Source organism: Paraburkholderia kirstenboschensis, assembly GCF_032806925.1.
GTDB lineage: Bacteria > Pseudomonadota > Gammaproteobacteria > Burkholderiales > Burkholderiaceae > Paraburkholderia > Paraburkholderia kirstenboschensis.
In genome coordinates this window covers 3,903,989-3,927,938 of record NZ_CP136513.1, presented here as the reverse complement: position 1 = coordinate 3,927,938, position 23,950 = coordinate 3,903,989, and the positions used below count along the sequence as shown (strand labels likewise).

Below are 23,950 nucleotides of genomic sequence, written 5' to 3'. Positions count from 1 at the left end.
TTCAATGAGCCCGTCATCCATTCGTGGGCTCCAAACAATCAGGCTGCGAAAGGCTGCGAAAGGCTGCAAACGCGCCGGGCTGGCCGGCACGCCCGCAAAACGCATCACTGCGCAGACTGTCCCGACACTGGGCGCACCGCAGCCGCGGCCTCTTTCGCGCGCGAGCGTGCTTCGTCGATGTTGCCGCCTGTTGCTAGCGCCACGCCCATGCGGCGCTTGACGAAGCTCTCCGGCTTGCCGAAAAGCCGCAGGTCCGCATTCGGCACGGCGAGCGCCGCGGCAACGCCTTCGAAGGCGATGCCCGCCTCGTCGAGCCCGCCGTAAATCACGGCCGACGCACCCGGCGCGCGCAACGACGTATCGACCGGCAAGCCGAGGATCGCGCGCGCGTGCAATTCGAATTCCGAAAAACGCTGCGAGCACAGCGTGACAAGACCGGTGTCGTGCGGACGCGGACTCACTTCCGAGAACCATACGTCATTGCCGCGGACGAAAAGTTCCACGCCGAAGAGTCCACGCCCGCCGAGCGCGGCCGTCACCTTGTGTGCGACTTCACGCGAACGTTCGAGTGCGAGCGGGCTCATGGGTTGCGGCTGCCACGATTCGACGTAGTCGCCGGCCACCTGCACATGACCGATCGGATCGCAGAAGTACGTGGCGACCTCCCCATTCGACGGGTCGACGGCGCGCACGGTCAACTGCGTGATCTCGTATTCGAAGTCGATAAAGCCTTCGACGATCACGCGGCCGCGATTCACACGGCCGCCGGCCATTGCATACTGCCAGGCGGGTTCGACGTCGGCGTCGCTTTTCAGCACCGATTGCCCCTTGCCCGACGACGACATGACCGGCTTCACCACGCACGGATAGCCGACCTTGGCGATGCCCGCCCGCAACTCCTCGAGCGAATCGGCGAACGCGTACGGCGAGGTGGACAAGCCAAGCTCTTCGGCGGCAAGACGGCGGATGCCTTCGCGGTTCATCGTGAGCTGCGTGGCGCGCGCGGTCGGGATCACCTCGGCAAGACCGTCGCTTTCGATAACGGCGAGCGCGTCGGTTGCGATTGCCTCGATCTCCGGGACGATCAGATGCGGGCGCTCCTGCTCGACAAGCGCGCGCAGCGCGGCCCCGTCGGTCATGTCGATCACGTGCGCGCGGTGCGCGACCTGATGGCCCGGCGCGTTTGGATAGCGGTCGACGGCAATCACCTCGACGCCCAGCCGCTGCAGCGCGACGATCACTTCCTTGCCGAGTTCGCCGGCGCCGAGCAGCATGACGCGCGTGGCGGATTCAGAAAGGGGCGTGCCGATCCGTTGGCCGATCTGCATGGGGTCTCCAGATAAAAGTCGGATGAGGGTGGGATTGGGTAGAGCACGATGTTAACATGCGGACCCCTCGCCGCGCCTTGCTCGCGGCGGCCGCTTCTTGTCCGCGTGGTAAGCGCAAAGAGCTGTCGCGCGCTCATCGGGACTGCGGCGCTGTGAGGGCGCTGTCGCAATCTGCGTGAGCGCGCGGCGCACCGAGTGCGTTACCCTTACGCCTTTGCCAGTTTGAAGAGGAACGACGCCATGCATCCAAGCTACTCCACGCGACGTGTTGCGCGCATTGCTCCATTTGCGCGCACGGTCTTCGCCGCGTTGAGCGTCGCGGCGCTGCTCGGCGCCTGCGCGATTCCGAAACATCCGGATGCGGAAGCACCCGCACCCGACCCGTTCAACCCCGCCGCCACTCAATTGCTCGACGACACGAGCTGGGTTCTCACCGGATGGAAGCAGCCGGACGGCACGGCCCGCACCATTCCGTTCGCGAATCTCGGCGCGCCGATCACGCTCACGCTTTCGACCGCGAGGGGCCAGCGCCACGCGAGCGGCTTTTCCGGCTGCAACCGCTATATGGGCTCGTACTCGCTGAAAGACGGCAAGCTGAGTTTCGGCACGCTGGGCGGCACGCGCATGGCTTGCGCGACGCCGGGCGGGCAAATCGAGAGCAGCTACCTGAGCGCGCTTACGCACATCGAACGGACCGGCGTGCAGATGCGCGAGCCGCAGCAAATGCAGCTCGTGCTCGATAACGGCGATACGCTGGTGTTCGAGCGGGGCCCCAAGTAGCACAAGTAGCAGTAGCGCGGGCGGCGTGCGGATTGTCCGGCGCGCCGCCCGGTTTGCACGAGGACGCAGGCATACTTGTGTCCGCCTCCGAAGCCTTCGGCTTCGCCGGTTTAAACTCGACGGATTGCGTTTCCCTCAATCCGTCATTTGTCGATGTCCAGTATGCACACGGTAGTTTTCGGCTGGTTCGGCGGGTCGGCCGTCTGGTTCATTCCTCTCATATGGCGGCTCGTCAAGTCGATGCTGCCGGGCGGCGCGGGTTTGCGCGGCCCCGGCACGATCAGGCTGTGGCTCGGCTTCGTCTGCGTGATGCTGGCGAGCTGCACGCTGGAGGCGTCGCTGATCGGCGTGGCCAGCACGAACGCGCTCGGCCATGCGCTCGCGGCGGGCTTCGGTCATCTGCTCGGGCATATCGGCACGCCGCTCGCGGCGCTCGCGCTGCTGGTCGTCAGCCTGCCCTGGCTGATCGGTTTTCACTGGCGCGAGTTTCTCGCGTGGGCCGACGGCGCGTTCGGCCTCGGCCTCGCCTCGCGCGGTCTCGCAAGGCGTGACGACGAGGCGCGCCGCCATCGCATCGACGACGGCGCGTCGCCGCACATTTCCAGTTCCATGAACACGATGGCGCCCAAAAGCAAAGGGCGTTATTCGCGGCCGACTGTTTGGCGACCGCCTGTCAAAGGGCGCGCTGCGGGTGGCGCCGGGGCCGCAGGTGTCGGCGCTGCGGGTGCGGGCGCTGCTGGATCGTGCGCTGGCAGGGACGCGGCAACGCGCGCGGCTGGCGAAAGCTGGCGAGCCGGGCGAGTTGCGCCGCGCAGCCGGAGTTCGCAAGCTGAGCCAGTCTTGCGCACCGGTAGCGCGAATCCGGCGCGGCACATAACGGCACAGACGCCGATGCATGGATCGGCTGCCGGCAAACCCACATGGACGCCGACTGAGCCGGTCGCGCCGGCTGGATGGCTGCGCGAGTCCGCGTCGCAGCCGCGTTCATCTACTGCGAGCCCGGCGGCGACAAACGGGGTTGGTGATAACGGTTCGCCGGTCACAGGCCGCCCGGCTCGTGACCCGCGAGGCGGCGGATCGTTGGGAATCGGCGCCAGTGCGGCGGGAGTGGCCGCCGGTGTACAAGGCGCCGATGCGCACGCTGCGCGTCTCGCCGCGGGCACGGCCGTGGGTCCGCGCGGGGCTGCGGCCACGACGCCGCCGAGCGGATCCGTCGATGGGCGCACCGCGCTCAACCATGCTTCAACGCCGTTCAATCGCACGGCATCGCCGGCGCAAGCGTCGCCATCGGCCTCGCGAACCCAGGATGTCGCCGCGGTTTCGGGCACGCGTCGTCCGTTGTCGCCCGCGCCGAGCTACACGCGGCCCTTGCCCGCCACTCAGAAGGTCACGCCGCCAGCCAGCGTCCAGGAGACGCTGCGCAGCATCGCGGAGAACGCCGCCCGCTGGACAGATATCGCCGGCGTCAGCCTCGCGCGAAGCACCGGCGCGGAAGGTGCGAAGATCGCGGATGCGAACATTCCGCCGTCGGGTCCGAGCGGCACTGCAAGCGGGGAAATTTCGCGCGACGGCAACTTCGAGCCGCCTTCACTCGCGGATCAAGCAGAGGCTAACGATGCCGCAAGATCAGCGGCAAGCAATGCGTCGGAACCCGAGGCGATCAACGCCGATGAAACACCGGCCGAGCAGCCCGCTGAAATGCAGCCCCGAATGTCAGTGGAAGAAACTGCACTAGAAACGCCGCATGAAACACCGGTTGACGCGCACGCTGATACGCTGCGGACGGAACCCGAAGCGCCGGCTGCGAGCAGTACGGTGCCAGTCGTGCAATGGCCGATTGAGCCGCCTGTCATTCAAGCGCCACATACCTTGTCGACTGAACTCGCAACGCCGTCGGCGCCGGCGATCGCGCCCGCAGCGGGATTGGTATCGACGGTCGCGCCAACACTGCAGGTTGCCGCACCACCCGTCACTGGCACGCCGTTCGGCATCTTTGCAACCCGGCTGCAGGAGACGGACGCGCCGTCGCACACGCCGCCTTGGGAAGAAGACCTGCCTTCATCGGCGCAACAGCCGGATGGCAGCCCGGACAGCCCCGCTAGCGCGGCCACGCATGCAAGTCAGCACCGCGGCGCGCAAGACGAAGACCCCGCTACGCCGCTTGCGATCCGGCCGGTGTTGATCGCTCCGGACATTGCGCCCAACAGCGCTCCGGTCAACTTTCCACAGCTTCCGCACGCCGCAAGCACAAGCACAAACACACGTACGAGCGAAAGCACGGCACGGCCGACATATGCACCCACTGCCGACGCGCTAACGTCCCCTACCCTCGCGAACCCAGCGGCCACGTCAGCCGGACCAGGCACCGCGCCTGTGACCGATACGGCCGTCGCGCCGGAGCAAAGCGTCGCGACACCGGTATCGTCCAACGTGGTTCGTTTCCCGGGCTTCGTGACCCAGGCGCCGCCGGCAACGCACGGCCAGGCGCAACCGCATCCGCATCCGCACGATGAGGAGAGCTTCAGCGCGCCCCCGACCGCACCAGCGATCCAGGCTCCCGCTGTGGATGCCACCTTTTCGGCGCCGCACTCTTTACCCCCGGCCGCATCGAACGCCGTGCACGAACCGGTGCCCGCGGCCGAACCGCCCGCGCAGCGCGCGCCGCTGCGTGGCCACAGCCCGGCCAACGGCTTCGAATTCCACGCGCCGGCCGCGTCGATGGTGGAACTGCCCACGCTCGATCTGCTTGCGCCCGCCGATACCGACGTCGAGCCCGTCTCCGAGGAAAAACTCATCGAGACCGGTCTGCTCATCGAACAGCGCCTGCAGGAATTCAAGGTGCCCGTGACGGTGGTCGGCGCATCGGCGGGTCCCGTCATCACGCGTTTCGAAGTCGAACCGGCGCTCGGCGTGCGGGGCAGTCAGATCGTCGGACTGATGAAGGACCTGTCGCGCGGCCTCGGACTCACTTCGATCCGCGTCGTCGAAACGATTCCCGGCAAGACGTGCATGGGCCTCGAATTGCCGAACGCGAAGCGCCAGACGATCCGCCTGTCCGAGATTCTCGAAGCGAGCGTGTACCAGAACTCGCATTCGCAATTGACGCTTGCGATGGGCAAGGACATCACGGGCCATCCGGTGGTCGCCGATCTCGCTAAAGCACCGCACATGCTGGTTGCGGGCACGACGGGTTCGGGCAAGTCGGTCGCGATCAACGCGATGATCTGCTCGCTGCTCTACAAGGCGACGCCCGAGGAAGTGCGCCTCATCATGATCGACCCGAAAATGCTGGAACTGTCGGTCTACGAAGGCATTCCGCATCTGCTCGCGCCTGTCGTCACCGACATGAAGCTCGCGGCCAACGCGCTCAACTGGTGCGTCGGCGAAATGGAAAAGCGCTACCGCCTGATGTCCGCGGTCGGCGTGCGCAACCTCGCGGGCTTCAACCAGAAAATTCGCGACACCGAAGCGAAGGGCAAGAAGCTGGGCAATCCGTTTTCACTGACGCCGGAGGCGCCCGAGCCGCTCGCGCCTCTGCCGCTGATCGTCGTGGTGATCGACGAGCTCGCCGACCTCATGATGGTGGCCGGCAAGAAGATCGAGGAACTAATCGCGCGGCTTGCGCAAAAAGCGCGCGCGGCCGGCATCCACTTGATTCTCGCGACGCAGCGGCCTTCGGTGGACGTGATCACCGGGCTTATCAAGGCGAACATTCCGACGCGCGTCGCGTTCCAGGTATCGTCGAAAATCGACTCGCGCACGATTCTCGACCAGATGGGCGCGGAGTCGCTGCTCGGCCAGGGCGACATGCTGTTCCTGCCACCAGGCACGGGCTACCCGCAGCGCGTGCACGGCGCGTTCGTCGCGGACGAGGAAGTGCATGCGATCGTCGAGTATCTGAAGCAGTTCGGCGAGCCGCAATACGAGGAAGGCATTCTCGACGGCCCCGCGACCGACGGCGGCGCGGCGCAGGACCTGTTCGGCGACTCGCCGGATGCAGAAGCCGATCCGCTCTACGACGAAGCCGTTGCGTTCGTCGTCCGAACGCGGCGCGCGTCGATCTCATCGGTGCAGCGGCAATTGCGCATCGGCTATAACCGCGCGGCGCGTCTTGTCGAACAGATGGAAACCGCCGGGCTCGTCTCGGCCATGGGTATCAACGGCAGCCGTGAAGTGCTCGCACCCGGGCCTGCGGAATAAGCCTGTCACACTGGCAGTCCACCATCGCCGACGCCTCCAATACGCGTCACGAGGCGAACTACGCCAGCCACAAAACAACGGGCCGCTTGAAGCGGCCCGTTGTTCATGCAGCATGCAGCGTACAGCGCGCGTGCTCGCACGCATGATTCAGTTGTTCGCTCACCTGCGGACAGACGCGGACACCTTCCTCAAGACGGCGACACGAGCTTGAAGTCGACCGGCGAGCCGATCTCGATACGCTTCGGGTTCGCTTCGAGCAAGCCGCTCTGCTGGTCGCGCTTGAATATGTAGACCGTGTCGCTGTTCTGATTGCCGACAATCAGCCATTTGCCCGTGGGGTCGATCGCAAATTCGCGCGGCGACTTTCCGAGACTCGATTGATGACCGATCTTTTTCAGATGTCCGTTCGTCGGATCGACTGAGAAGATCACGATCTCGTTCGCGTCGCCGCGATTGGTCGCGTACAGGAAACGCCCGTCCGGCGACAGATGGATCGCCGCCGCCCCGACCGCGCCCTTGAAGCCGGGCTCCGTTAGCGAGACTGTCTGGACCTGCGTAAGCTTGCCGTCGTCGTAATTGAAGATGCTGACGGTGGCGGCGAGCTCGCTCGTCAGGTACGCATGCTTGCCATCGGCGCCGAAAACCAGATGCCGGGGGCCCGTGCCCGGCTTCTCCTGGGTATAACGCCAGTCGGTGGGACCGAACAGGCCACGGCTGCCGCCGGGCGTGTAGCGGTACGAATAGAGCTTGTCGGCACCGAGATCCTGCGCGAACAGATAACGTCCGTCCGGCGAAAAGACAGTGGAGTGCACATGCGAGTTGTCCTGGCGCCCTTTCACCGGGCCGCCGCCTTCATGGTGCACGGTCAGCACAGACGCGCCGAGCTGGCCGTCCGCCTGCACCGGAAACACCGCGAAGCTGCCGCCCGGGTCGGCCGCGACCGAATAGTTCGCGGTCAGCAGATATTTGCCATCCGGTGAGAGACTCAGGTAGCACGGATCGTTGCCGCCGGCAGAAACCTTGTTGAGGAAGCTCAACTGGCCGCTCGTGGCGTCGAAGCGAAACGCGCTGATGCCGCCGCGCTGGCTGGCCGGTCCGTTGTCGCCAGGCAGTTCGTTGACGGCATAGACGAACCGGCGGTCGCGGCTCACCACCAGATACGACGGGTTGACCGTCTGCGCGACCGAGACGCGCGTCGCGTCGCCAGTCTTCGTGTCGAAGCGATAGACATACAAGCCCTCGCTCTGGCCGCCGGTATAGGTGCCGACCAGCATGTCATAGACGCCGTCGGCGGGAGCCGGGCCGGCCTCCTGGGCAAACGCGGGCGAAGCGACAATCGAGACCATGAGCGCGAAACCTTTTATGATCGAGCCGGCGGAGAGCATCGGAGCCCATGTGCGCGCGCGCCGTGAAAGGGAGCCCGCATCGGGATACGAAGAAGGCTGAGTAACACCTGGAGCGGCGCGCACTGCGGCCCGGTGACGACGAAGCATATGACCTCCTCTGCATCGGTTATTTGCATGAATTGGTTGTAACGGCGTCTCTGGTCTGCCGCGCGGCGGTCGAGCGTTGTCGAGCAAGTATAAAAGCGTTGCAACGGATGATGCAGCGAAGCAGGCCGCGTGAACCCGTCGGCAGGTGGTCAATCGGGTAGCGGATTGTTTCGGGACTGGAGTGCTGCAGCGGCAGCCGCTGTATCGACAGCCGCTGCGTTGGTAGCAATTGTCCCGCCTGGGCGGGATCTTTTTTAATCGCGTCTCACCACACTACGGAGCATTCATGAACGTCACACTCAGCCTGGGCCCGCTGGTTTCGTTGATCGCCGGCATTCTGATTCTCGTGATGCCGCGGCTGTTGAACTATATCGTCGCGCTCTATCTGATCATCATCGGGATCATTGGGATTTTTGGCGTGGGCTCTTCGCACTTCTGAGCGCGGCAGCCGGGCGCAAGACGGCCCGGCTTATCTCCATGCGAAGTAGACGGGCGGTCGGGGTAAGAGCACTGCGACTGCGCGACAGTGCACGAACGCATGGAGCGCACACAAGCGCGCACGCCGGGACACGACCGTGCCGGTCATTGCCGCAGGCTGGTGGCAGTAGATGTCAGCCGATCATGCGCGGCGCAGCATCCAGATAGCGCCCTATGCGAATCGCTTGCGTGCTATACGCTGGCGTCAGCCGTTCGAAAGCTGGTCCAGACGCCAGCGCCCCTGCAGCGACAGCGCGCCGACGGCATAATGGCCGTCACCTTCCTGATAACGCCGGAAGCAGGCTCGTTCGATCAGAAAGCTGGCGGCGGTCTGCATGCCGTTGAGGCTCAGGCCAAGGCGGCTGTGATCGAGACGCAACATTGAATCGTCCGCAAGCTGGCTCGCGGCGGAGAGAATCGTGATGCAGTCGGATTTTGACGGATTCAGCATGGCTTTCGTCCTCGAAACGGCGTGTGCATGCGCGATGGGCAAGCCGGTTCGCAAATCACGAAGATTTCCGCACCGGCCAGATTACCGATTGTAGGCATAGGTTTGACATTTACCAACCCGCGTTTTGCCGCATTGCCGATGAAACCCGAAAGCCGCCAGCGAGTCCGGAAAGAACAACGAACAGGTGCGGCCAGTTGTGCGGCACCTGCTATCCAAACGCACTGATACGCACCCTCATGCCCGCACCTATCGAAGACTATGCGCTCATCGGCGACGGCCACACCGCCGCGCTCATCTCCCGCGAAGGTTCCGTCGACTGGCTTTGCTGGCCGCGTTTCGACTCCGGAGCATGCTTCGCCGCGCTGCTCGGCACGCCGGACAACGGCCGCTGGCTGATTTGCCCCGATTCCGACGCGCCCGTGAAAATCACCCGCCGTTATCGGGGCGAAACGCTGATACTCGAAACCGACTTCGAAACGCCCGAAGGCGCGGTCACGCTCGTGGATTTCATGCCGCCGGGCAACGGCTGGTCGGAGATGGTGCGGATCGTCGTTGGCAAACGCGGCACCGTGCGCATGAAGATGGAACTCGTGCTGCGCTTCGACTACGGTTTCTCGATTCCGTGGGTCGCCCGCCTGAAGAACGAGAGCGGCATCCGCGCGATCGCCGGCCCGGATAACGCGGTGCTGCGCACGCCCGTGGAACTGGTCGGCGAGAACATGAAAACGGTGGCGACCTTCACCGTCAAGGAAGGCGAGCGTGTGCCCTTCTCGCTCGCCTATGCCGCCTCGCATCTGCGGCTTCCGCCGGCGCGCGATCCGCACACGGCGCTCGCGCGCACCGAGAACCACTGGCTGGAATGGTCGGCGCGCGGCACCATCCAGGGCAGATGGGCCGAGCCGATCCGCCGCTCGCTGATCACGCTGCGGGCGCTCGCCTACGAGCCGACCGGCGGAATCGTCGCCGCGCCCACCACGTCGCTGCCTGAACAGCTGGGCGGCACGCGCAACTGGGACTACCGCTACTGCTGGCTGCGCGACGCGACGATCACGCTGCTCGCGCTGATGCGCGGCGGCTATTACGACGAAGCGCGCGCATGGCGCAGCTGGCTCGGCCGGGTCACGGCCGGGGCGCCCGACCAGTTGCAGATCATGTACGGGATCGCGGGAGAGCGGCGCCTGCCGGAGTTCGAGATCGACTGGTTGCCCGGCTATCAGGGCGCGAAACCCGTGCGGATCGGCAATAACGCGGTCGGGCAGCTGCAGCTGGACGTGTATGGCGAGGTGATGAACGCGCTGCATCTGGCGCGCATCGGCGGCTTGCAGGCAGACGACACTGCGTGGAACGTGCAATGCGCGCTGCTGCGCCACCTGACCACGATCTGGCAGCAACCCGACGAGGGCATCTGGGAGACGCGCGGCGGGCGCCAGCATTTCACTTTCTCGAAGGTCATGGCGTGGGTTGCGTTCGACCGCGCGCTTGCCTCGGCGGAAATGTTCAAGCTCGAAGGCCCGCTCGACGAATGGCGCGCGACCCGCGCGCAGATTCACGCGGAAGTCTGCGAGAAGGCATGGAATCCGTCGCGCAACGCGTTTGTGCAGGCGTACGGCAGCGAGCAGCTGGACGCGAGCGTGCTCCTCATGCCGCTCGTCGGCTTCCTGCCGCCGCATGATCCGCGCATGAAAGGCACGGTGGACGCGATCGAACGCGACCTGATGCACGACGGCTTCGTGATGCGCTACCGCACGACCGAATTCGACGACGGCCTTCCGCCCGGGGAAGGCACGTTTCTGGCTTGTTCGTTCTGGATGGTGGACAACCTGGCGCTGCAAGGCCGCCTCGACGAAGCGATCGCCATGTACGAACGGCTGCTCGGACTATGCAACGACGTTGGGCTGCTCGCGGAGGAATACGACCCGTCCGCGAAACGCCTGGTCGGCAATTTCCCGCAGGCGTTCTCGCATGTGTCGCTCGTCAACACCGGCCTGAACCTCATGAAACATGAACAGGCGATGGCGCAGGCCACGGGCCAGCCGTGCCATAACGGCAGCCACCGGGCAGAACTTGAGGCTGCTGCAAGCCCGGATAGCGGCACGGCAACATCGCCAGTAGCATGATTCAATGACACTTTTACGGATGGATCTGCCGGATTGCTGCATTGCACAACACCACTAGTTTCTATATGATCGAACCGTCTGTCGGCCCAAAAATAGTGTGCCAACAACCAGAATGGCCTGCCGCAACGCCACACGCGTGTTTGCGAAGCCCCATGCGAACCGCTTAAAACGGAGCACCCATGCTCTACCAATTGCACGAATTCCAGCGGGCTATGCTGAGCCCGCTTACCGCCTGGGCTCAGGCCGCGTCCAAATCGTTCGCGAATCCGGCCAGCCCGCTGGCCTACGTGCCTGGCGCCACGCGCCTTTCCGCCGGTTACGAACTGCTTTACCGGCTTGGTAAAGATTACGAGAAGCCGGAGTTCAATCTCCATCAAATCGTCAAAGACGGTCACAACATCCCGATCATCGAGCAAACGATCATCGAGAAGCCGTTCTGCCGCCTGATGCGCTTCAAGCGTTTCGCGGACGACAGCGACGCCGTGACCCAACTCAAGGACGAGCCGGTGGTGCTGGTGTGCGCGCCGTTGTCGGGGCACCATGCCACGCTACTGCGTGACACAGTGCGCACGTTGTTGCAGGACCACAAGGTCTATCTGACCGACTGGATCGACGCGCGCATGGTGCCGCTCGAAGACGGCGAATTCCATCTCGACGATTACGTCGCCTACATTCAGGAATTCATCCGCCACATCGGCGCGAAGAATCTGCATGTGATCTCCGTGTGCCAGCCGACCGTACCGGTGCTCGCCGCGATTTCGCTGCTGGCGAGCCGCGGCGAAGACACGCCGCGCACCATGACCATGATGGGCGGGCCCATCGACGCGCGCAAGAGCCCCACCTCGGTCAACTCGCTCGCCACACAACATTCGTACGAGTGGTTCGAAAACAACGTGATCTTCACGGTGCCGCCGAACTATCCGGGCGTGGGCCGCAAGGTCTACCCGGGCTTCCTGCAACACACGGGCTTCGTCGCGATGAACCCGGAACGTCACGCGGCTTCGCATTGGGACTTCTACCAGAGCCTGTTGCGCGGCGACGAAGACGACGCGGAAGCGCATCGTCGCTTTTACGACGAGTACAACGCCGTGCTCGACATGGACGCCGACTACTACCTGGACACGATCCGCGTAGTGTTTCAGGAGTTCTGTCTGGCTGAAGGCACCTGGGACGTGGCCGGCGAACGCGTGCGGCCGCAGGACATTACGAAAACCGCGCTCTTGACGATTGAAGGCGAGCTGGACGACATTTCCGGCGACGGTCAGACCTATGCCGCTCACGGGTTGTGCACCGGCATTCCGGAGAAGAACAAGCGTCACTTCACGGCGGAAAAGTGCGGGCACTACGGCATCTTTTCGGGTCGCCGCTGGCGCACGATCATTTATCCGCAGTTGCGCGACTTCATCCTCGAACACAACAAGGCGCCGAAGGTCGTGAAGGAAAAAGCTGAAGTTTGACGGGTGTTCATGCGGCTTCGTGCAGGCTTTGCAGCCACTCACGAAGCTCTCGCGCAATTGATAAGAACGGCCTCCTGATCAGGAGGCCGTTTTTTTGGCCCGTCTCAAACGCCTCGTTCAAAAGCAGGCAAAGTTGAGAAACGCCTTTAGCGCCTCTCAACTTTGCAGGCCAGCACTAGGTGCCGTCCTACTTTCGCAACAGATAAGCGAGCAGTAGTTCGGTGTTCATCTGAATCACTTCACTGCGTTCGCTTGCACTGCTGAAATCGCGACCAAGCGTGGCTTCGAGCGTGAAGCGATTGGACACGATGTAATAGCCCATGCCCGACAGCGTGACGTAGAAGCGCAGCGGATCCACGTTCGTGCGAAACAGCCCCGCGCGTTGACCTCGCTCGAGGATGCCGCCAAGCGTGGCGACGATCGGCGAAATCATCTCGCGGATGCGCGTGGACTTCTGCATATAACGCGCCTCGTGCAAGTTCTCGTTATTGACGAGGCGCAGCAGTTCAGGATGGTCGCGGTAGTAATCCCAAACAAAATGCGCGAGGCGCGTAACTGCCTCGACCGGCGCAATGCCGTTCAGTTCGAGCGTGCGTTCCGCTTCGTTGAGCGCGCTGAACGCGTGCTCGAGTACTGCAGTGAAAAGCTGCTCCTTGCTACCAAAGTAGTAGTAGAGCATGCGTTCATTCGTCTCCGCGCGGCGGGCGATCTGATCGACGCGCGCGCCGAATAGCCCACCATTTGCAAACTCTTCGGCTGCCGCAAGCAGAATGCGGCGCCGGGTGCCTTCAGGATCTCTTTTGATTTTCGGCTGATTCATGGTGGCATGGTCTTCGTGAGCCGCGTTTTTCCGGATCGCGCCGCCGGCCTCTCCTCGGGCCTTGCACCGACAGCACTAAACGGGCTGGTTGGGGGAAAACCCTTCTGCGGTCTTTCGAAAAAAGCGCTTCGATTATGGCACATGGATTGCCGATGGCAATTGGGGAAATCGGCGATAATGTGCTATTTAGTTCAAGCTGTGCGGCCGCCCGCCGAGCCCCGCTTGGCCCCACATCGTGACCGTGACAGAGATCAAGACACTCGCAGATCGCATTGAAGATCTGCTTCCCCAGACGCAATGCACCAAGTGCGGTTATGCGGCCTGCCGTCCGTATGCCGAGGCCGTCGCATGCGGCGAAGCCAATTACAACCAGTGCCCGCCGGGCGGCGAGGAAGGTGTCGCGCGCCTCGCCGCCCTGCTCGGCAAACCGGTGATTCCGCTCAATTCCGCCAATGGCGTCGAACGGCCGCGCCCTGTGGCGGTTATCGACGAACAGGTGTGCATCGGCTGCACGTTGTGCATGCAGGCGTGCCCGGTCGACGCAATAGTTGGGGCACCGAAACACATGCACACGGTAGTCGCCGAGTTGTGCACGGGCTGCGACCTGTGCGTGCCGCCCTGCCCGGTCGATTGCATTTCGATGCCGCCCGTCACCGGCGAGGCGACCGGCTGGGACGCGTGGAGCCAACCGCTCGCCGACGCGGCGCGCGAGCGGCATAACCGGCGCGAGGCGCGTCTCGCGCGCGAGCGCGAAGCTGCGGAGGCACGTGTTGCGGCGCGGCGCAGCAGCGCAGCCGCCACCGCGGCTACCAACGCACCGGCAGGCAACGTGTCGACGCCGGCGGCATCGCCTGCAAGCATCGCCGGGAACGCCGACGCCGAAGCGAAAAAACGCGCGATTATCCAGGCCGCGCTCGAACGCGCGCGCAAGAAGAAGGAAGAGCTGGCCGCCAAAGGCCAGGCCCCGTTGAACACCGAGCAGGTAAGCGCCGACGTGCAGCTGCAGATCGACGCGGCCGAAGCACGCCGCCGCCGTCTCGGACTCACCGGCACAGGTGCCGAGCAACTTGCCGATAAGCCCGCCGACGAGCCCGCCGGCAACCCGCCGCCGTCGACACCGGCCAGCACGCGCAATCCGCGCTAACAGCATCCGCCCGCTCAGCATGAACGCGAATAAACGCCGTGCCATCTACGAAACGCTTCAGAGCATCAATCCGCATCCAACGACCGAACTGGAGTACACCACACCGTTCGAACTGCTGATTGCCGTACTGCTTTCAGCGCAGGCGACAGACGTGTCGGTCAACAAGGCCATGCGCAAGATGTTTCCGGTCGCCAACACGCCGCAGAAAGTGTTTGACCTCGGAGAAGAAGGCGTCGCCGACTACATCAAGACGATCGGCCTGTATCGGAACAAGGCCAAGAACGTGATCGCGACTTGCCGCATCCTGCTCGATCAGTACGGCGGCGAAGTGCCGGAGGACCGCGAGGCGCTGGAAAGTCTGCCGGGCGTCGGGCGCAAAACAGCTAATGTGATTCTGAACACGGCGTTCGGCCATCCGACTATCGCCGTCGATACGCACATCTTTCGGGTTGCGAATCGAACCGGGCTGGCTCCCGGCAAGGACGTGCGCGCGGTCGAAGCAGCGCTCGAAAAATTCACGCCCGCCGAGTTCAAGAAGGACGCGCATCATTGGCTGATCCTGCATGGCCGTTATGTGTGCAAGGCGCGTCGGCCGGAGTGCTGGCATTGCGTGATCGAGCCGCTTTGCAAATTCCGGCCAAAGACGCCGCCGCCCGATCTTTGAGCGTGCGCGTCCTCAGCAAGCCGCAGCACCCGCGCGTAAAATGCCGCGTTATACATAGAGCGGCAGCGGTCTGCGTTATACGTGGCGGCACCGGCCTACCTACGCGGCCCCGCAATGCGCGTTCTCACAGCAGCCCGTTACCGCACGCGGGCGTCGCGCTCTCCTCTCACTTTCCACTCGATAAACCGGTCCCACGATGTTCAATCCCAGCCGCGACGAAGTCCGTCAATTTTTCACCGAGACCTGGCGCAAGCAGCGTCAGGGCGAGATTCTGACGCCGCTCGAAGCGATTGCCGCCGACTGGATCACTGAGCATCCCGAGTATCACGCGGAACTGACCGATACCGAGGCGGCTCAGGCTCAGGACTACTCGCCTGAGCGCGGGCAGACCAATCCGTTCCTGCATCTGTCGATGCACCTGGCCATCACAGAACAGCTGTCGATCGACCAGCCGCCAGGCATCCGCGCCGCGCATGAGCGTCTTGCCGCCCGTCTTGGATCGACGCACGACGCGCAGCACGCGATCATGGAATGCCTCGGCGAAACCATTTGGGAAGCGCAGCGCACAGGCCTGCCGCCGGATACCGACGCGTATCTGCAGCGGATCGAACGGCGCGCGACGCGCGACTAGGCACAAGCGGGCCGCATAGCAAAGCGGGCAGGAGCCCGAAGGGAATGCGCAAATGAGCGCGCGCAGGACCGCGAACCCAGTCACTTATGCAAACTCGGGAGTCCAATAGCACGACACCCCGTCGAAGCGGGGTGTCGTTGAAATCGCCAGGCAGCGCCGAGATGGCGCGGCGCGCTTACTTCTTCTGCACGAGATCGCCGTTCAGCGATTCGATGTAAGCCGCGATGTCTTTCATGTCCGATTGCGACAGGCTCTGCACCTGCGCCTGCATGATCGCGTTATTACGGCCCATGTGCGGGTTGCCGTTACCCATTTGATACTGACGCAGCGCCCAGTAGACGTAATCGGAATGCTGACCCGCGAGCTTCGGATATTCCGGGCTGACGGGTTTGTTCAGGTTCGGGCCGTGACATGCCGCGCAGTTGTGGCTCTCGGACAGCACCTTGCCGTTGCCGGCGTCGGCCGCGTGCGCGACGCTCGCTGCAACCAGACCGAATACTGCCGCCGACGCGCATGCAGCCTTGAACACCGTGTGGAGTGCCTGTTGGAGCTTATTCATGAATTCTCCTATCCCGCGAATTTAATAGCCATGTGACTGGTTGGATAACCGCAGCCGGTCACTTGTCGGGATTGCTCTTCGATGAGGAATTTTGCGCCGCATAGTAAGCAGCGATGTCGGCGATGTCCTGATCCGATAGCGACGCGGTGATCGCGTGCATCGTTTCGAAGTGGCGATCGCCCTTCTTGTAGCCGCGCAGGGCGTTTTCGAGGTACGCCTGATTCTGGCCGCCGAGCATGGGCACGCGGTAGACCTCAGGATAAGCCGTGCGATATTCAGGGATGCCGTGGCAGCCAATACACATCGCGACCTTGCCTTGGCCCGCTTTCGCGTTGCCGACGACATCCGCTGCCTGCGCACTGGCCGCATAGCCCGCGAGCACCGACAGCGCTGCGATCACGACGTGTTTGCCGACGAATTTATTCATAGCATGTAACCTGGCTTGAGGGGAAACGGGCGCCCAAAAAGGCAACGGCCCGCGCCGTTATTCTTATAGGGAGCCACGCAGGCCAAAAAAATCGGGCTAATTGTACCGCGACGCCGCGCCGAACGTCCACCGCGCGGGGCGCGCCGGCCGGCGGGCCTGCATTCCGGCCGGGCCGCACCGCGGCTGAAACCATACGCGAGCCGGTTTCAGGCCAACAGGGCTTCTGACTTATACTGGGTTTTTTCCGCCCAAAGAGCATCTTGCCATGCGTTTCGAAGGCTCATCGCAGTACGTCGCCACCGACGACCTCAAGCTCGCGGTCAACGCCGCGATGACGCTCAAGCGCCCGCTGCTGATCAAGGGCGAGCCCGGCACCGGCAAGACCATGCTGGCCGAAGAAGTCGCCGCCGCGCTCGGCATGCTGCTGCTGCAGTGGCATATCAAGTCCACCACCAAGGCCCAGCAGGGTCTGTACGAATACGACGCGGTGTCGCGCCTGCGCGATTCGCAACTCGGCGACGAGCGCGTGAAGGACATCCGCAACTACATCGTCAAGGGTGTGCTGTGGCAGGCGTTCGAATCGGACGAACAAACGGTGCTGCTGATCGACGAGATCGACAAGGCCGACATCGAATTTCCGAACGACCTGCTGCGCGAACTCGACCGCATGGAGTTCTACGTGTACGAGACGCACGAGTTGATCCGCGCGAAACAGCGTCCGCTCGTCATCATCACGTCGAACAATGAGAAGGAGTTGCCCGACGCGTTCCTGCGCCGCTGCTTTTTTCATTACATCAAGTTTCCGGACCCGGCCACGATGCAGCAGATCGTCGAGGTGCACTATCCGGGCATCAAGAAGGAACTGCTCGCCGCGGCCATGCAAAGCTTTTTCGAACTGCGCAACGTCGCCGGACTGAAGAAGAAGCCGTCCACGTCCGAACTGCTCGACTGGCTCAAGCTGCTGCTCGCCGAAGACATCCCGCCCGAAGCGTTGCGCTCGTCGGATCAGAAACAGATCATTCCGCCGCTGCACGGCGCGCTTTTGAAAAACGAACAGGACGTGAGCCTGTTCGAGCGGCTGATCTTCATGAACCGCAATAACCGTTGAATTTTTATTGAGTGCCCGCGCCGCGGAGAAACCAGCATGCTGATCGACTTCTTCTACTCGCTGCGCGCCGCGAAACTGCCCGTGTCGGTGAAGGAATACCTGACGCTGCTCGAGGCGCTCAAAGCCAACTTGATCGCGCCGTCGCTCGATGAGTTCTATTACCTCGCGCGCATGACGCTCGTGAAGGACGAACAGTACTTCGACAAGTTCGACCAGGCGTTCGGCGCGTATTTCAACGGCGTCGCGCAGACCTCCGAACTCGCCTTCGACGTGCCGCTCGACTGGCTGAAGAAAAAGCTGCAACGCGATCTGTCGCCGGAAGAAAAGGCGCAAATCGAGGCGATGGGCGGCATCGACAAATTGATGGAACGCCTGAAGCAACTGTTCGACGAACAGAAAGAGCGTCACGAAGGCGGCAGCAAGTGGATCGGCACGGGCGGCACGTCGCCGTTCGGCAATGGCGGCTACAACCCGGAAGGCGTGCGCATCGGTGGCGACGCGGCGGGCAATCGCACTGCCGTGAAAGTGTGGGAAGCGCGTGCCTATCGCGACTACGACGACCAGGTCGAAATCGGCACGCGCAACATCAAGGTGGCATTACGCCGCTTGCGCCGCTTCGCGCGCGAAGGCGCGGCCGAAGAACTCGACCTGCCCGACACGATCCGCAGCACGGCCGCGAACGCCGGCTGGCTCGATCTCAAGATGGTGCCCGAGCGGCACAACAAGGTGAAAGTGCTGATGCTGCTCGATGTCGGCGGCTCCATGGACGACCACATCAAGCGCACAGAAGAACTGTTCTCCGCCGCGAAGGCCGAGTTCAAGCACCTCGAGTTCTACTATTTCCACAACTGCGTGTACGACTTCCTGTGGAAGAACAACCGTCGCCGTCACACCGAGCGCATGCCGACGTGGGACGTGCTGCATAAATTCACGCCCGACTACAAGCTGATCTTCGTCGGCGACGCGACCATGAGCCCCTACGAAGTGCTGCAGCCGGGCGGCTCGGTCGAATACAACAACGCGGAAGCCGGCGCCGTGTGGCTGCGACGCCTCGCCGACCACTTCCCGCATCACGCGTGGCTCAATCCCGAACCTGAAGGCTTGTGGGCGTACCGCCAGTCCGTCAGCGCGATCCGCGAAGTGCTTGGCCACCGCATGTACCCGCTCACGCTCGCCGGGCTCGAGTCGGCCATGCGCATGCTGAGCAAATAAAGCCACCCCGCTCCACCCTAAACGACAACAAAGTACTTGCATGAGCCGCCCGTCATCGCCTGATCTGGTCCCTGCCGGCATTCCGCCCAGCCGCTTCAATCCATTAGCCGATACCTCGCTGTCGGCCATCGTCGCGGGCTTCGTCGCGATGATGACGGGCTACACCAGTTCGCTCGTGCTCATGTTCCAGGCCGGTCAGGCCGCACATCTGACGAATGCGCAGATTTCGTCGTGGATCTGGGCGTTGTCGATCGGCATGGCCGTCTGCACGATCGGACTCTCGCTGCGCTTTCGCGCACCGATTGTGATTGCGTGGTCGACGCCCGGCGCGGCGTTGCTGGTGTCGTCGCTGCCGCATGTGCCTTACGGGCAGGCGATCGGCGCGTTTATCGTCTGCGCGCTGCTGCTGACCATAGTCGGCCTGACGGGCTGGTTCGACACGCTCATGAAGAAAATTCCCGCTGGCATCGCGGCTGCGCTGCTGGCGGGCATCCTGTTCGAGATCGGCATCGAGATTTTTCGCGCCGCGCAGTTCCAGACGGCGCTCGTGCTGACGATGTTTCTGACCTACCTGGTCGTCAAACGCCTCGCGCCGCGTTACGCGATTCCAATGACGCTGATCGCCGGCACGATTGCCGCGGGCGCCCTCGGCCTGCTCGACTTCAGTCACTTTCAGGTGGCGCTCGCGCATCCCGTCTTCACGATGCCGGCGTTTTCGCTCGCCGCAAGCGTCAGCATTGGGATTCCGCTTTTCGTGGTCGCCATGGCGTCACAGAACGTGCCGGGCATCGCGGTGCTGCGCGCGGACGGCTATACCACGCCGTCGGCGCCGCTGATTTCGGCGACGGGAATCGCGTCGCTGGTGCTCGCGCCGTTCGGCTCGCACGGCGTCAACCTTGCCGCGATCACGGCGGCGATCTGTACCGGCCCCGAGGCGCACGAAAACCACGGCAAGCGCTACATGGCCGCGGTGTGGTGCGGCATCTTCTATCTGATCGCCGGCGTTTTCGGCGCGACCATTGCGGCGCTGTTCGCGGCGTTCCCGCGCGAACTCGTCGTGTCCGTGGCGGCGCTGGCGCTGTTTGGATCGATCATGAGCGGCCTCACCAACGCGATGCAGGACGTCAGGCAGCGCGAAGCGGCGCTCGTAACTTTCATGGTGACGGCGTCGGGGCTGACGCTGCTGTCCATCGGCTCGGCGTTCTGGGGACTGGTGGCGGGCGTGCTCACGCAAGTCGTGCTGAATGCGCGGCGCGCATGAGTATGGGTGACAGGCGGTGTCACGCGGGTATTTTGCACGCGGCGCATAGCGGGCGCCGTGGCATGACGCGGTGCAGAGCGATGACCGTTGCGCGACGCGAGGCACGGCAGGCGTGGATGCGGCAGCCGGCGACTCGGCGCTTCTGGAGCGGCGCATGCTAAGCACTGTGGGTGGCATGGCGCACGGCGTGTCGGGTGATGCGGCTCAGGGCGTGTTGGGTGATGCGGCCCACGGCGTGTTGGATGATGCGGCGCACGGCGTTGCGCGACGCGTCGAATCTGGCGCGGCGCCCGCGCGCTGCGACCGGCGCGCAAACCGACGCCCCGAACCGCCGCACGGATTCGCCACACGGATTCGCCGCCAAATTGCTGTGAGATAGCTGTGAACGGATCGCCGCTGCCAACTGTCAACACTACATCCGACGATCCGCCATAAAATAGAAGCATCCGGCAGCGTTTCCCGGCAACATCGGGCAAGTGCTGCAGCGTGACTCGCGGCCGCCGGGCCCGGTCTTTCATTCCGGCGGCGACCTCGTTCTCCTGAACCACGGCGCATGCGCCCTCTGAAGGCACGAATATGACAACCGCACTCGATCAACTCAAGCAATACACCACGGTCGTTGCCGATACCGGCGACTTCCAGCAACTCGCGCAGTACAAACCGCAGGACGCGACCACCAATCCCTCGCTGATCCTGAAGGCCGTCCAGAAAGACGACTACCGGCCGCTGCTCGAAAAAACGGTGAAAGACCATGCGTCGAAGCCGTTGGGCGCGATCATCGACCAGTTGCTGATCGCTTTCGGCACCGAAATCCTGAAAATCATCCCTGGGCGCGTGTCGACCGAAGTGGATGCGCGCCTGTCGTTCGACGTACAAGGGTCGATCGCCAAGGGCCGCGAAATCATCGCGCTCTACAAGGCGCACGGCATCGACCGGGAACGCGTGCTGGTCAAACTGGCTTCCACGTGGGAAGGCGTGCGCGCGGCCGAAGTGCTCCAGAAAGAAGGCATCAACTGCAACATGACGCTGCTGTTCTCGCTCGCCCAGGCCGCTGCCTGTGCCGACGCCGGGGCGAAGCTGATCTCGCCGTTCGTCGGCCGCATTTACGACTGGTACAAGAAGAACGCCGGCAGTGCGTGGGACGAAGCGAAGGACGGCGGCGCGAACGACCCGGGCGTGCAGTCCGTGCGCCGCATTTACGCGTACTACAAGAAATTCGGCTACAAGACCGAGGTGATGGGCGCGAGCTTCCGCACGACGGGTCAGATTCTGGAACTGGCGGGCTGCGATTTGCTGACCATCAGCCCGGATCTGCTGCAAAAGCTACATGAAAGCACCGACAAGGTGGAGCGCAAGCTCTCGCCAGATAGCGCGAAAGACGCCGACATCGAACGCGTGCCGGTCGACGAAGCGTCGTTCCGCTTCCTCGTCAACGACGAGGCCATGGCAACCGAAAAGCTCGCTGAAGGCATCCGCGCGTTTGCGGCCGACGCAGTCAAGCTGGAAAAACTGATCGAAGCGCTGCGTTAAACGCCTGCGTCAACCGCTGCGGTCGTCGTACCCAGGCAAGAATCCGCGACCACCACAGGCGATCACAGTAAGCGCGGCAACGCGCCGCAACACCAGCCGCTACAACACGCGGCCCCGAAGCTCATGGTTCGGGGCCGCGTTCCGTTTACCGCGTGTCCGCTCATCCTCTGACGCGCGCTTCGGTGGTTGCCAGCAAGCCGTCTTTTCCTCACGACACAAAGTCACAATCACCCGAAAACCGTTGCCTAAAATGGTCTGCACGCCTACGCCTTCGCCTGCCGTACGGCGCCAGGGCGTCCACATCCATATTTCGGGAGACGGTGATGGAAGTTCAACCCTACGTATTTTTCAACGGACGCTGCGAAGAAGCGCTCGACTATTATCGCCAGCACCTCGGCGCCGAGGTCACGTTCATGATGCGCTTCAAGGACGCGCCGCCCGACCCGCAGAACCCGCCGCGTGCCGGCGTCGAAGACAAGATCATGCATGCGAATGTCCAGATGGGCTCAACGCAGTGGATGGCGTCCGACGGCAATTGCGATCAGGACGCGAAGCCCATGAGCGGCTTCAGCCTGTCGCTGACGGCGGACGACACGTCATCGGCGCAAAAATACTTCAGCGCGCTCGCCGATGGCGGCCAGATCGTGATGCCATGGGGCGAGACCTTCTGGAGCAAAGGTTTCGGCATGGCCGTGGACCGCTTCGGCCTGATGTGGATGGTGACGCTGCCGCAAGAGTGACCGGCGGTCAGGGCGGTGGCGGGCGCATAAGTGACCGATGGTTAGGGCGGGGGCGCGCAACCGTTTGACCCCGCGCGATGGCGATGATGTCGCTGTAGTCGCCTGCTGCCGCGGCGACAGGCGCTGCCGCTACTATTGTTATCGCGGCGGCCAGGGAGGGAGCGAGCGTCACTGCCGCGGCCGCAGCCACGGCCGGGAACCATGACCAACTTCCTCCCGCCTCCCCCATCTAAGCCTTCTGCAAAACCCGCGAGCGCCGCTCGATGTTCCAGTTCACCTCTGTCTCGAGCAACGCTGCGCACAGGCGGTCCACCTGTTCCGCGAGCCGCTGCCCGAGCCAATACGGCCCTTGCAGGTCGGGCGGCAGTTTAAGCGCCGCGTTGCCCGCGGTTTGCGCGAGCGGCGACGCGGCCAGATCGCCCGCCACCGGCGCGCCGGCCGCCGGTTTGCCAGCCACCGGACCGCAGGCCACCGCACCGCCGCCCGCCGGAATCCCAAAATGCGTCGCGCGGCCAAAGCGCAGGCCGCGTGCAATCGCGAGCAGAATGGCGCGCACCGCCCGCACCTCCGCGCCGCACTGTTCGGCATACGCGGTGCGCGCGGCTGCGCCGGCCTGCATCAGTGGACCGGTTGCAAGCAGTTCGAGCGAACTCAGCACCGAGCGATGCAGCCGCTGAATCTCCTCGAGCTTCGCCTGCGGCACGTCGACTTCCTTGGCCACCGAAGGCATCAGCGAGCGCAATTGCACGAGCCGCCGGTTGATCGCGAGAAACCGCTTCACCTGCTCCTCCTCGCCAATCGTCTCGCCTTCCAGCAAACGCGTATAGATTTGCGCGCACTCGCGCAGATTGGCCGCAATACCGTAGCGCCAAGAATAGGTTGCGTGCAGCGGCAGCGCGAATGAAAAAGCCAGCGCAATCACAATGCCGATCAACACGTTCAGCGTGCGCCACAGGCCGACGTCGATCAGATTGTCGCCATGCCCCGCGACGATGCACATCGTAATGGCCGTCAACAGCCCGATATAGCCGGACGAACCGATCGCGAACCACGCGCAGATGGCGGCAAGGATGGACATCAACACATAGGTGAGCGGCAGCGAACCAAGCAGATTCTGCTGCACGATCAGCAGCAGCCCGATCGACGCCCCGAGCAAGGTGCCCGCGGCCCGCTCCGCCGCTTTCTTGCGGATATTGCCGTGGTGCTGCAAACCGCCGATCACCACGAGCAGCGTCACCGACGACCAGATGCCGTGCGGAATGTCGATACCGGTTGTCGCCAGGATCGAGAACAGCATCGCCAGTCCCACGCGCAGGCTGTGCAGGACCTTCGCGTGTCGATAACGGTAATACGGCGACGTGATCGCGCGAACCATCCGGCTCACCGCCGAGCGGCGTGGAATCACGGTGCGGGAATCGGCAGGAGCCATGGCGGAGTTAGCGGCGCTTTGAGAGACGGTCCCGCTATCGTGCCCTGGAGTGCGCCGCAAACACAAACGCCCGCAGACTTTCATCTGCGGGCGCTGCGGTTTCCGTTGCATCGTTTCACTTG

The 23,950-nt window shown here is 63.6% G+C and carries 20 protein-coding genes; 13 read left to right on the top strand and 7 right to left on the bottom strand.

Going from position 1 to position 23,950, the window contains the following annotated elements:
• Nucleotides 1–104: 104 nt before the first annotated feature.
• Nucleotides 105–1,328 (bottom strand): formate-dependent phosphoribosylglycinamide formyltransferase, encoded by a 1,224-nt coding sequence (gene purT, locus RW095_RS40280; RefSeq protein WP_317021124.1) that lies wholly within the window; start codon nucleotides 1,326–1,328, stop codon nucleotides 105–107.
• Between the two features lie 240 nt (nucleotides 1,329–1,568).
• Between purT and RW095_RS40275 the strand changes: the two genes are divergently transcribed.
• Both RW095_RS40275 and RW095_RS40270 read left to right on the top strand, forming a co-directional pair.
• A complete protein-coding gene (locus tag RW095_RS40275) occupies nucleotides 1,569–2,108 on the top strand; it encodes an META domain-containing protein (RefSeq protein WP_317021123.1) in 540 nt (179 codons plus the stop codon).
• Between the two features lie 162 nt (nucleotides 2,109–2,270).
• Complete coding sequence (locus RW095_RS40270) at nucleotides 2,271–6,308, top strand: FtsK/SpoIIIE family DNA translocase (RefSeq protein ID WP_317021122.1); 4,038 nt, start codon at nucleotides 2,271–2,273, stop codon at nucleotides 6,306–6,308.
• Between the two features lie 188 nt (nucleotides 6,309–6,496).
• On the opposite strand, the gene RW095_RS40265 is transcribed toward RW095_RS40270, so the two are convergent.
• Nucleotides 6,497–7,801: a lactonase family protein gene (locus RW095_RS40265; protein WP_317021121.1), complete on the bottom strand. Its 1,305-nt coding sequence runs from the start codon at nucleotides 7,799–7,801 to the stop codon at nucleotides 6,497–6,499.
• Between the two features lie 286 nt (nucleotides 7,802–8,087).
• On the opposite strand from RW095_RS40265, the gene RW095_RS40260 reads away from it, so the two are divergent.
• Entirely contained in the window at nucleotides 8,088–8,240 is a 153-nt protein-coding gene (locus RW095_RS40260) for a DUF3096 domain-containing protein (protein WP_007175701.1), read from the top strand.
• A 243-nt stretch (nucleotides 8,241–8,483) separates the two neighbouring features.
• Here the strand turns inward: RW095_RS40260 and RW095_RS40255 are convergent, their stop codons facing one another.
• Nucleotides 8,484–8,729 (bottom strand): hypothetical protein, encoded by a 246-nt coding sequence (locus tag RW095_RS40255; protein WP_317021120.1) that lies wholly within the window; start codon nucleotides 8,727–8,729, stop codon nucleotides 8,484–8,486.
• Between the two features lie 236 nt (nucleotides 8,730–8,965).
• Between RW095_RS40255 and RW095_RS40250 the strand changes: the two genes are divergently transcribed.
• Nucleotides 8,966–10,846 carry a glycoside hydrolase family 15 protein gene (locus RW095_RS40250; protein WP_317021119.1) on the top strand — a complete coding sequence of 627 codons (1,881 nt, stop codon included), beginning with the start codon at nucleotides 8,966–8,968 and terminating at the stop codon, nucleotides 10,844–10,846.
• A gap of 179 nt (nucleotides 10,847–11,025) precedes the next feature.
• Nucleotides 11,026–12,303, top strand: a complete 1,278-nt coding sequence (locus tag RW095_RS40245) for a polyhydroxyalkanoate depolymerase (protein WP_317021118.1) — start codon at nucleotides 11,026–11,028, stop codon at nucleotides 12,301–12,303.
• 187 nt (nucleotides 12,304–12,490) lie between these two features.
• On the opposite strand, the gene RW095_RS40240 is transcribed toward RW095_RS40245, so the two are convergent.
• Entirely contained in the window at nucleotides 12,491–13,123 is a 633-nt protein-coding gene (locus RW095_RS40240) for a TetR/AcrR family transcriptional regulator (RefSeq protein WP_027803217.1), read from the bottom strand.
• Between the two features lie 241 nt (nucleotides 13,124–13,364).
• On the opposite strand from RW095_RS40240, the gene rsxB reads away from it, so the two are divergent.
• The 3 genes from rsxB to RW095_RS40225 all read left to right on the top strand — a co-directional run bounded on the left by rsxB (nucleotide 13,365) and on the right by RW095_RS40225 (nucleotide 15,562).
• Nucleotides 13,365–14,267 (top strand): electron transport complex subunit RsxB, encoded by a 903-nt coding sequence (gene rsxB / locus RW095_RS40235; protein ID WP_317022845.1) that lies wholly within the window; start codon nucleotides 13,365–13,367, stop codon nucleotides 14,265–14,267.
• 19 nt (nucleotides 14,268–14,286) lie between these two features.
• Nucleotides 14,287–14,931: an endonuclease III gene (gene nth / locus RW095_RS40230; protein WP_317021117.1), complete on the top strand. Its 645-nt coding sequence runs from the start codon at nucleotides 14,287–14,289 to the stop codon at nucleotides 14,929–14,931.
• 196 nt (nucleotides 14,932–15,127) lie between these two features.
• The gene (locus tag RW095_RS40225) at nucleotides 15,128–15,562 is read left to right on the top strand and encodes a DUF1841 family protein (RefSeq protein ID WP_020065321.1); all 435 of its coding nucleotides are present in this window, start codon (nucleotides 15,128–15,130) and stop codon (nucleotides 15,560–15,562) included.
• 175 nt (nucleotides 15,563–15,737) lie between these two features.
• Here RW095_RS40225 and RW095_RS40220 read toward each other — a convergent pair whose 3' ends face one another.
• A complete protein-coding gene (locus RW095_RS40220; RefSeq protein WP_317021116.1) occupies nucleotides 15,738–16,121 on the bottom strand; it encodes a c-type cytochrome in 384 nt (127 codons plus the stop codon).
• Nucleotides 16,122–16,179: 58 nt separating this feature from the next.
• Nucleotides 16,180–16,548, bottom strand: a complete 369-nt coding sequence (locus tag RW095_RS40215; RefSeq protein ID WP_013338619.1) for a c-type cytochrome — start codon at nucleotides 16,546–16,548, stop codon at nucleotides 16,180–16,182.
• A 265-nt stretch (nucleotides 16,549–16,813) separates the two neighbouring features.
• Here RW095_RS40215 and RW095_RS40210 point away from each other — a divergent pair, with 265 nt between their 5' ends.
• The 5 genes from RW095_RS40210 to RW095_RS40190 all read left to right on the top strand — a co-directional run bounded on the left by RW095_RS40210 (nucleotide 16,814) and on the right by RW095_RS40190 (nucleotide 22,399).
• On the top strand, nucleotides 16,814–17,656 hold the full coding sequence (locus tag RW095_RS40210; protein WP_317021115.1) for an AAA family ATPase: 843 nt from the start codon (nucleotides 16,814–16,816) through the stop codon (nucleotides 17,654–17,656).
• 36 nt (nucleotides 17,657–17,692) lie between these two features.
• Nucleotides 17,693–18,868 carry a vWA domain-containing protein gene (locus RW095_RS40205; RefSeq protein ID WP_317021114.1) on the top strand — a complete coding sequence of 392 codons (1,176 nt, stop codon included), beginning with the start codon at nucleotides 17,693–17,695 and terminating at the stop codon, nucleotides 18,866–18,868.
• A gap of 40 nt (nucleotides 18,869–18,908) precedes the next feature.
• Nucleotides 18,909–20,129: a benzoate/H(+) symporter BenE family transporter gene (locus RW095_RS40200; protein ID WP_317021113.1), complete on the top strand. Its 1,221-nt coding sequence runs from the start codon at nucleotides 18,909–18,911 to the stop codon at nucleotides 20,127–20,129.
• Between the two features lie 576 nt (nucleotides 20,130–20,705).
• Nucleotides 20,706–21,659: a transaldolase gene (gene tal / locus RW095_RS40195; RefSeq protein ID WP_317021112.1), complete on the top strand. Its 954-nt coding sequence runs from the start codon at nucleotides 20,706–20,708 to the stop codon at nucleotides 21,657–21,659.
• A gap of 323 nt (nucleotides 21,660–21,982) precedes the next feature.
• Nucleotides 21,983–22,399 carry a VOC family protein gene (locus tag RW095_RS40190; protein WP_317021111.1) on the top strand — a complete coding sequence of 139 codons (417 nt, stop codon included), beginning with the start codon at nucleotides 21,983–21,985 and terminating at the stop codon, nucleotides 22,397–22,399.
• Between the two features lie 229 nt (nucleotides 22,400–22,628).
• On the opposite strand, the gene RW095_RS40185 is transcribed toward RW095_RS40190, so the two are convergent.
• The gene (locus RW095_RS40185; protein WP_317021110.1) at nucleotides 22,629–23,828 is read right to left on the bottom strand and encodes an FUSC family protein; all 1,200 of its coding nucleotides are present in this window, start codon (nucleotides 23,826–23,828) and stop codon (nucleotides 22,629–22,631) included.
• Between the last annotated feature and the right edge of the window lie 122 nt (nucleotides 23,829–23,950).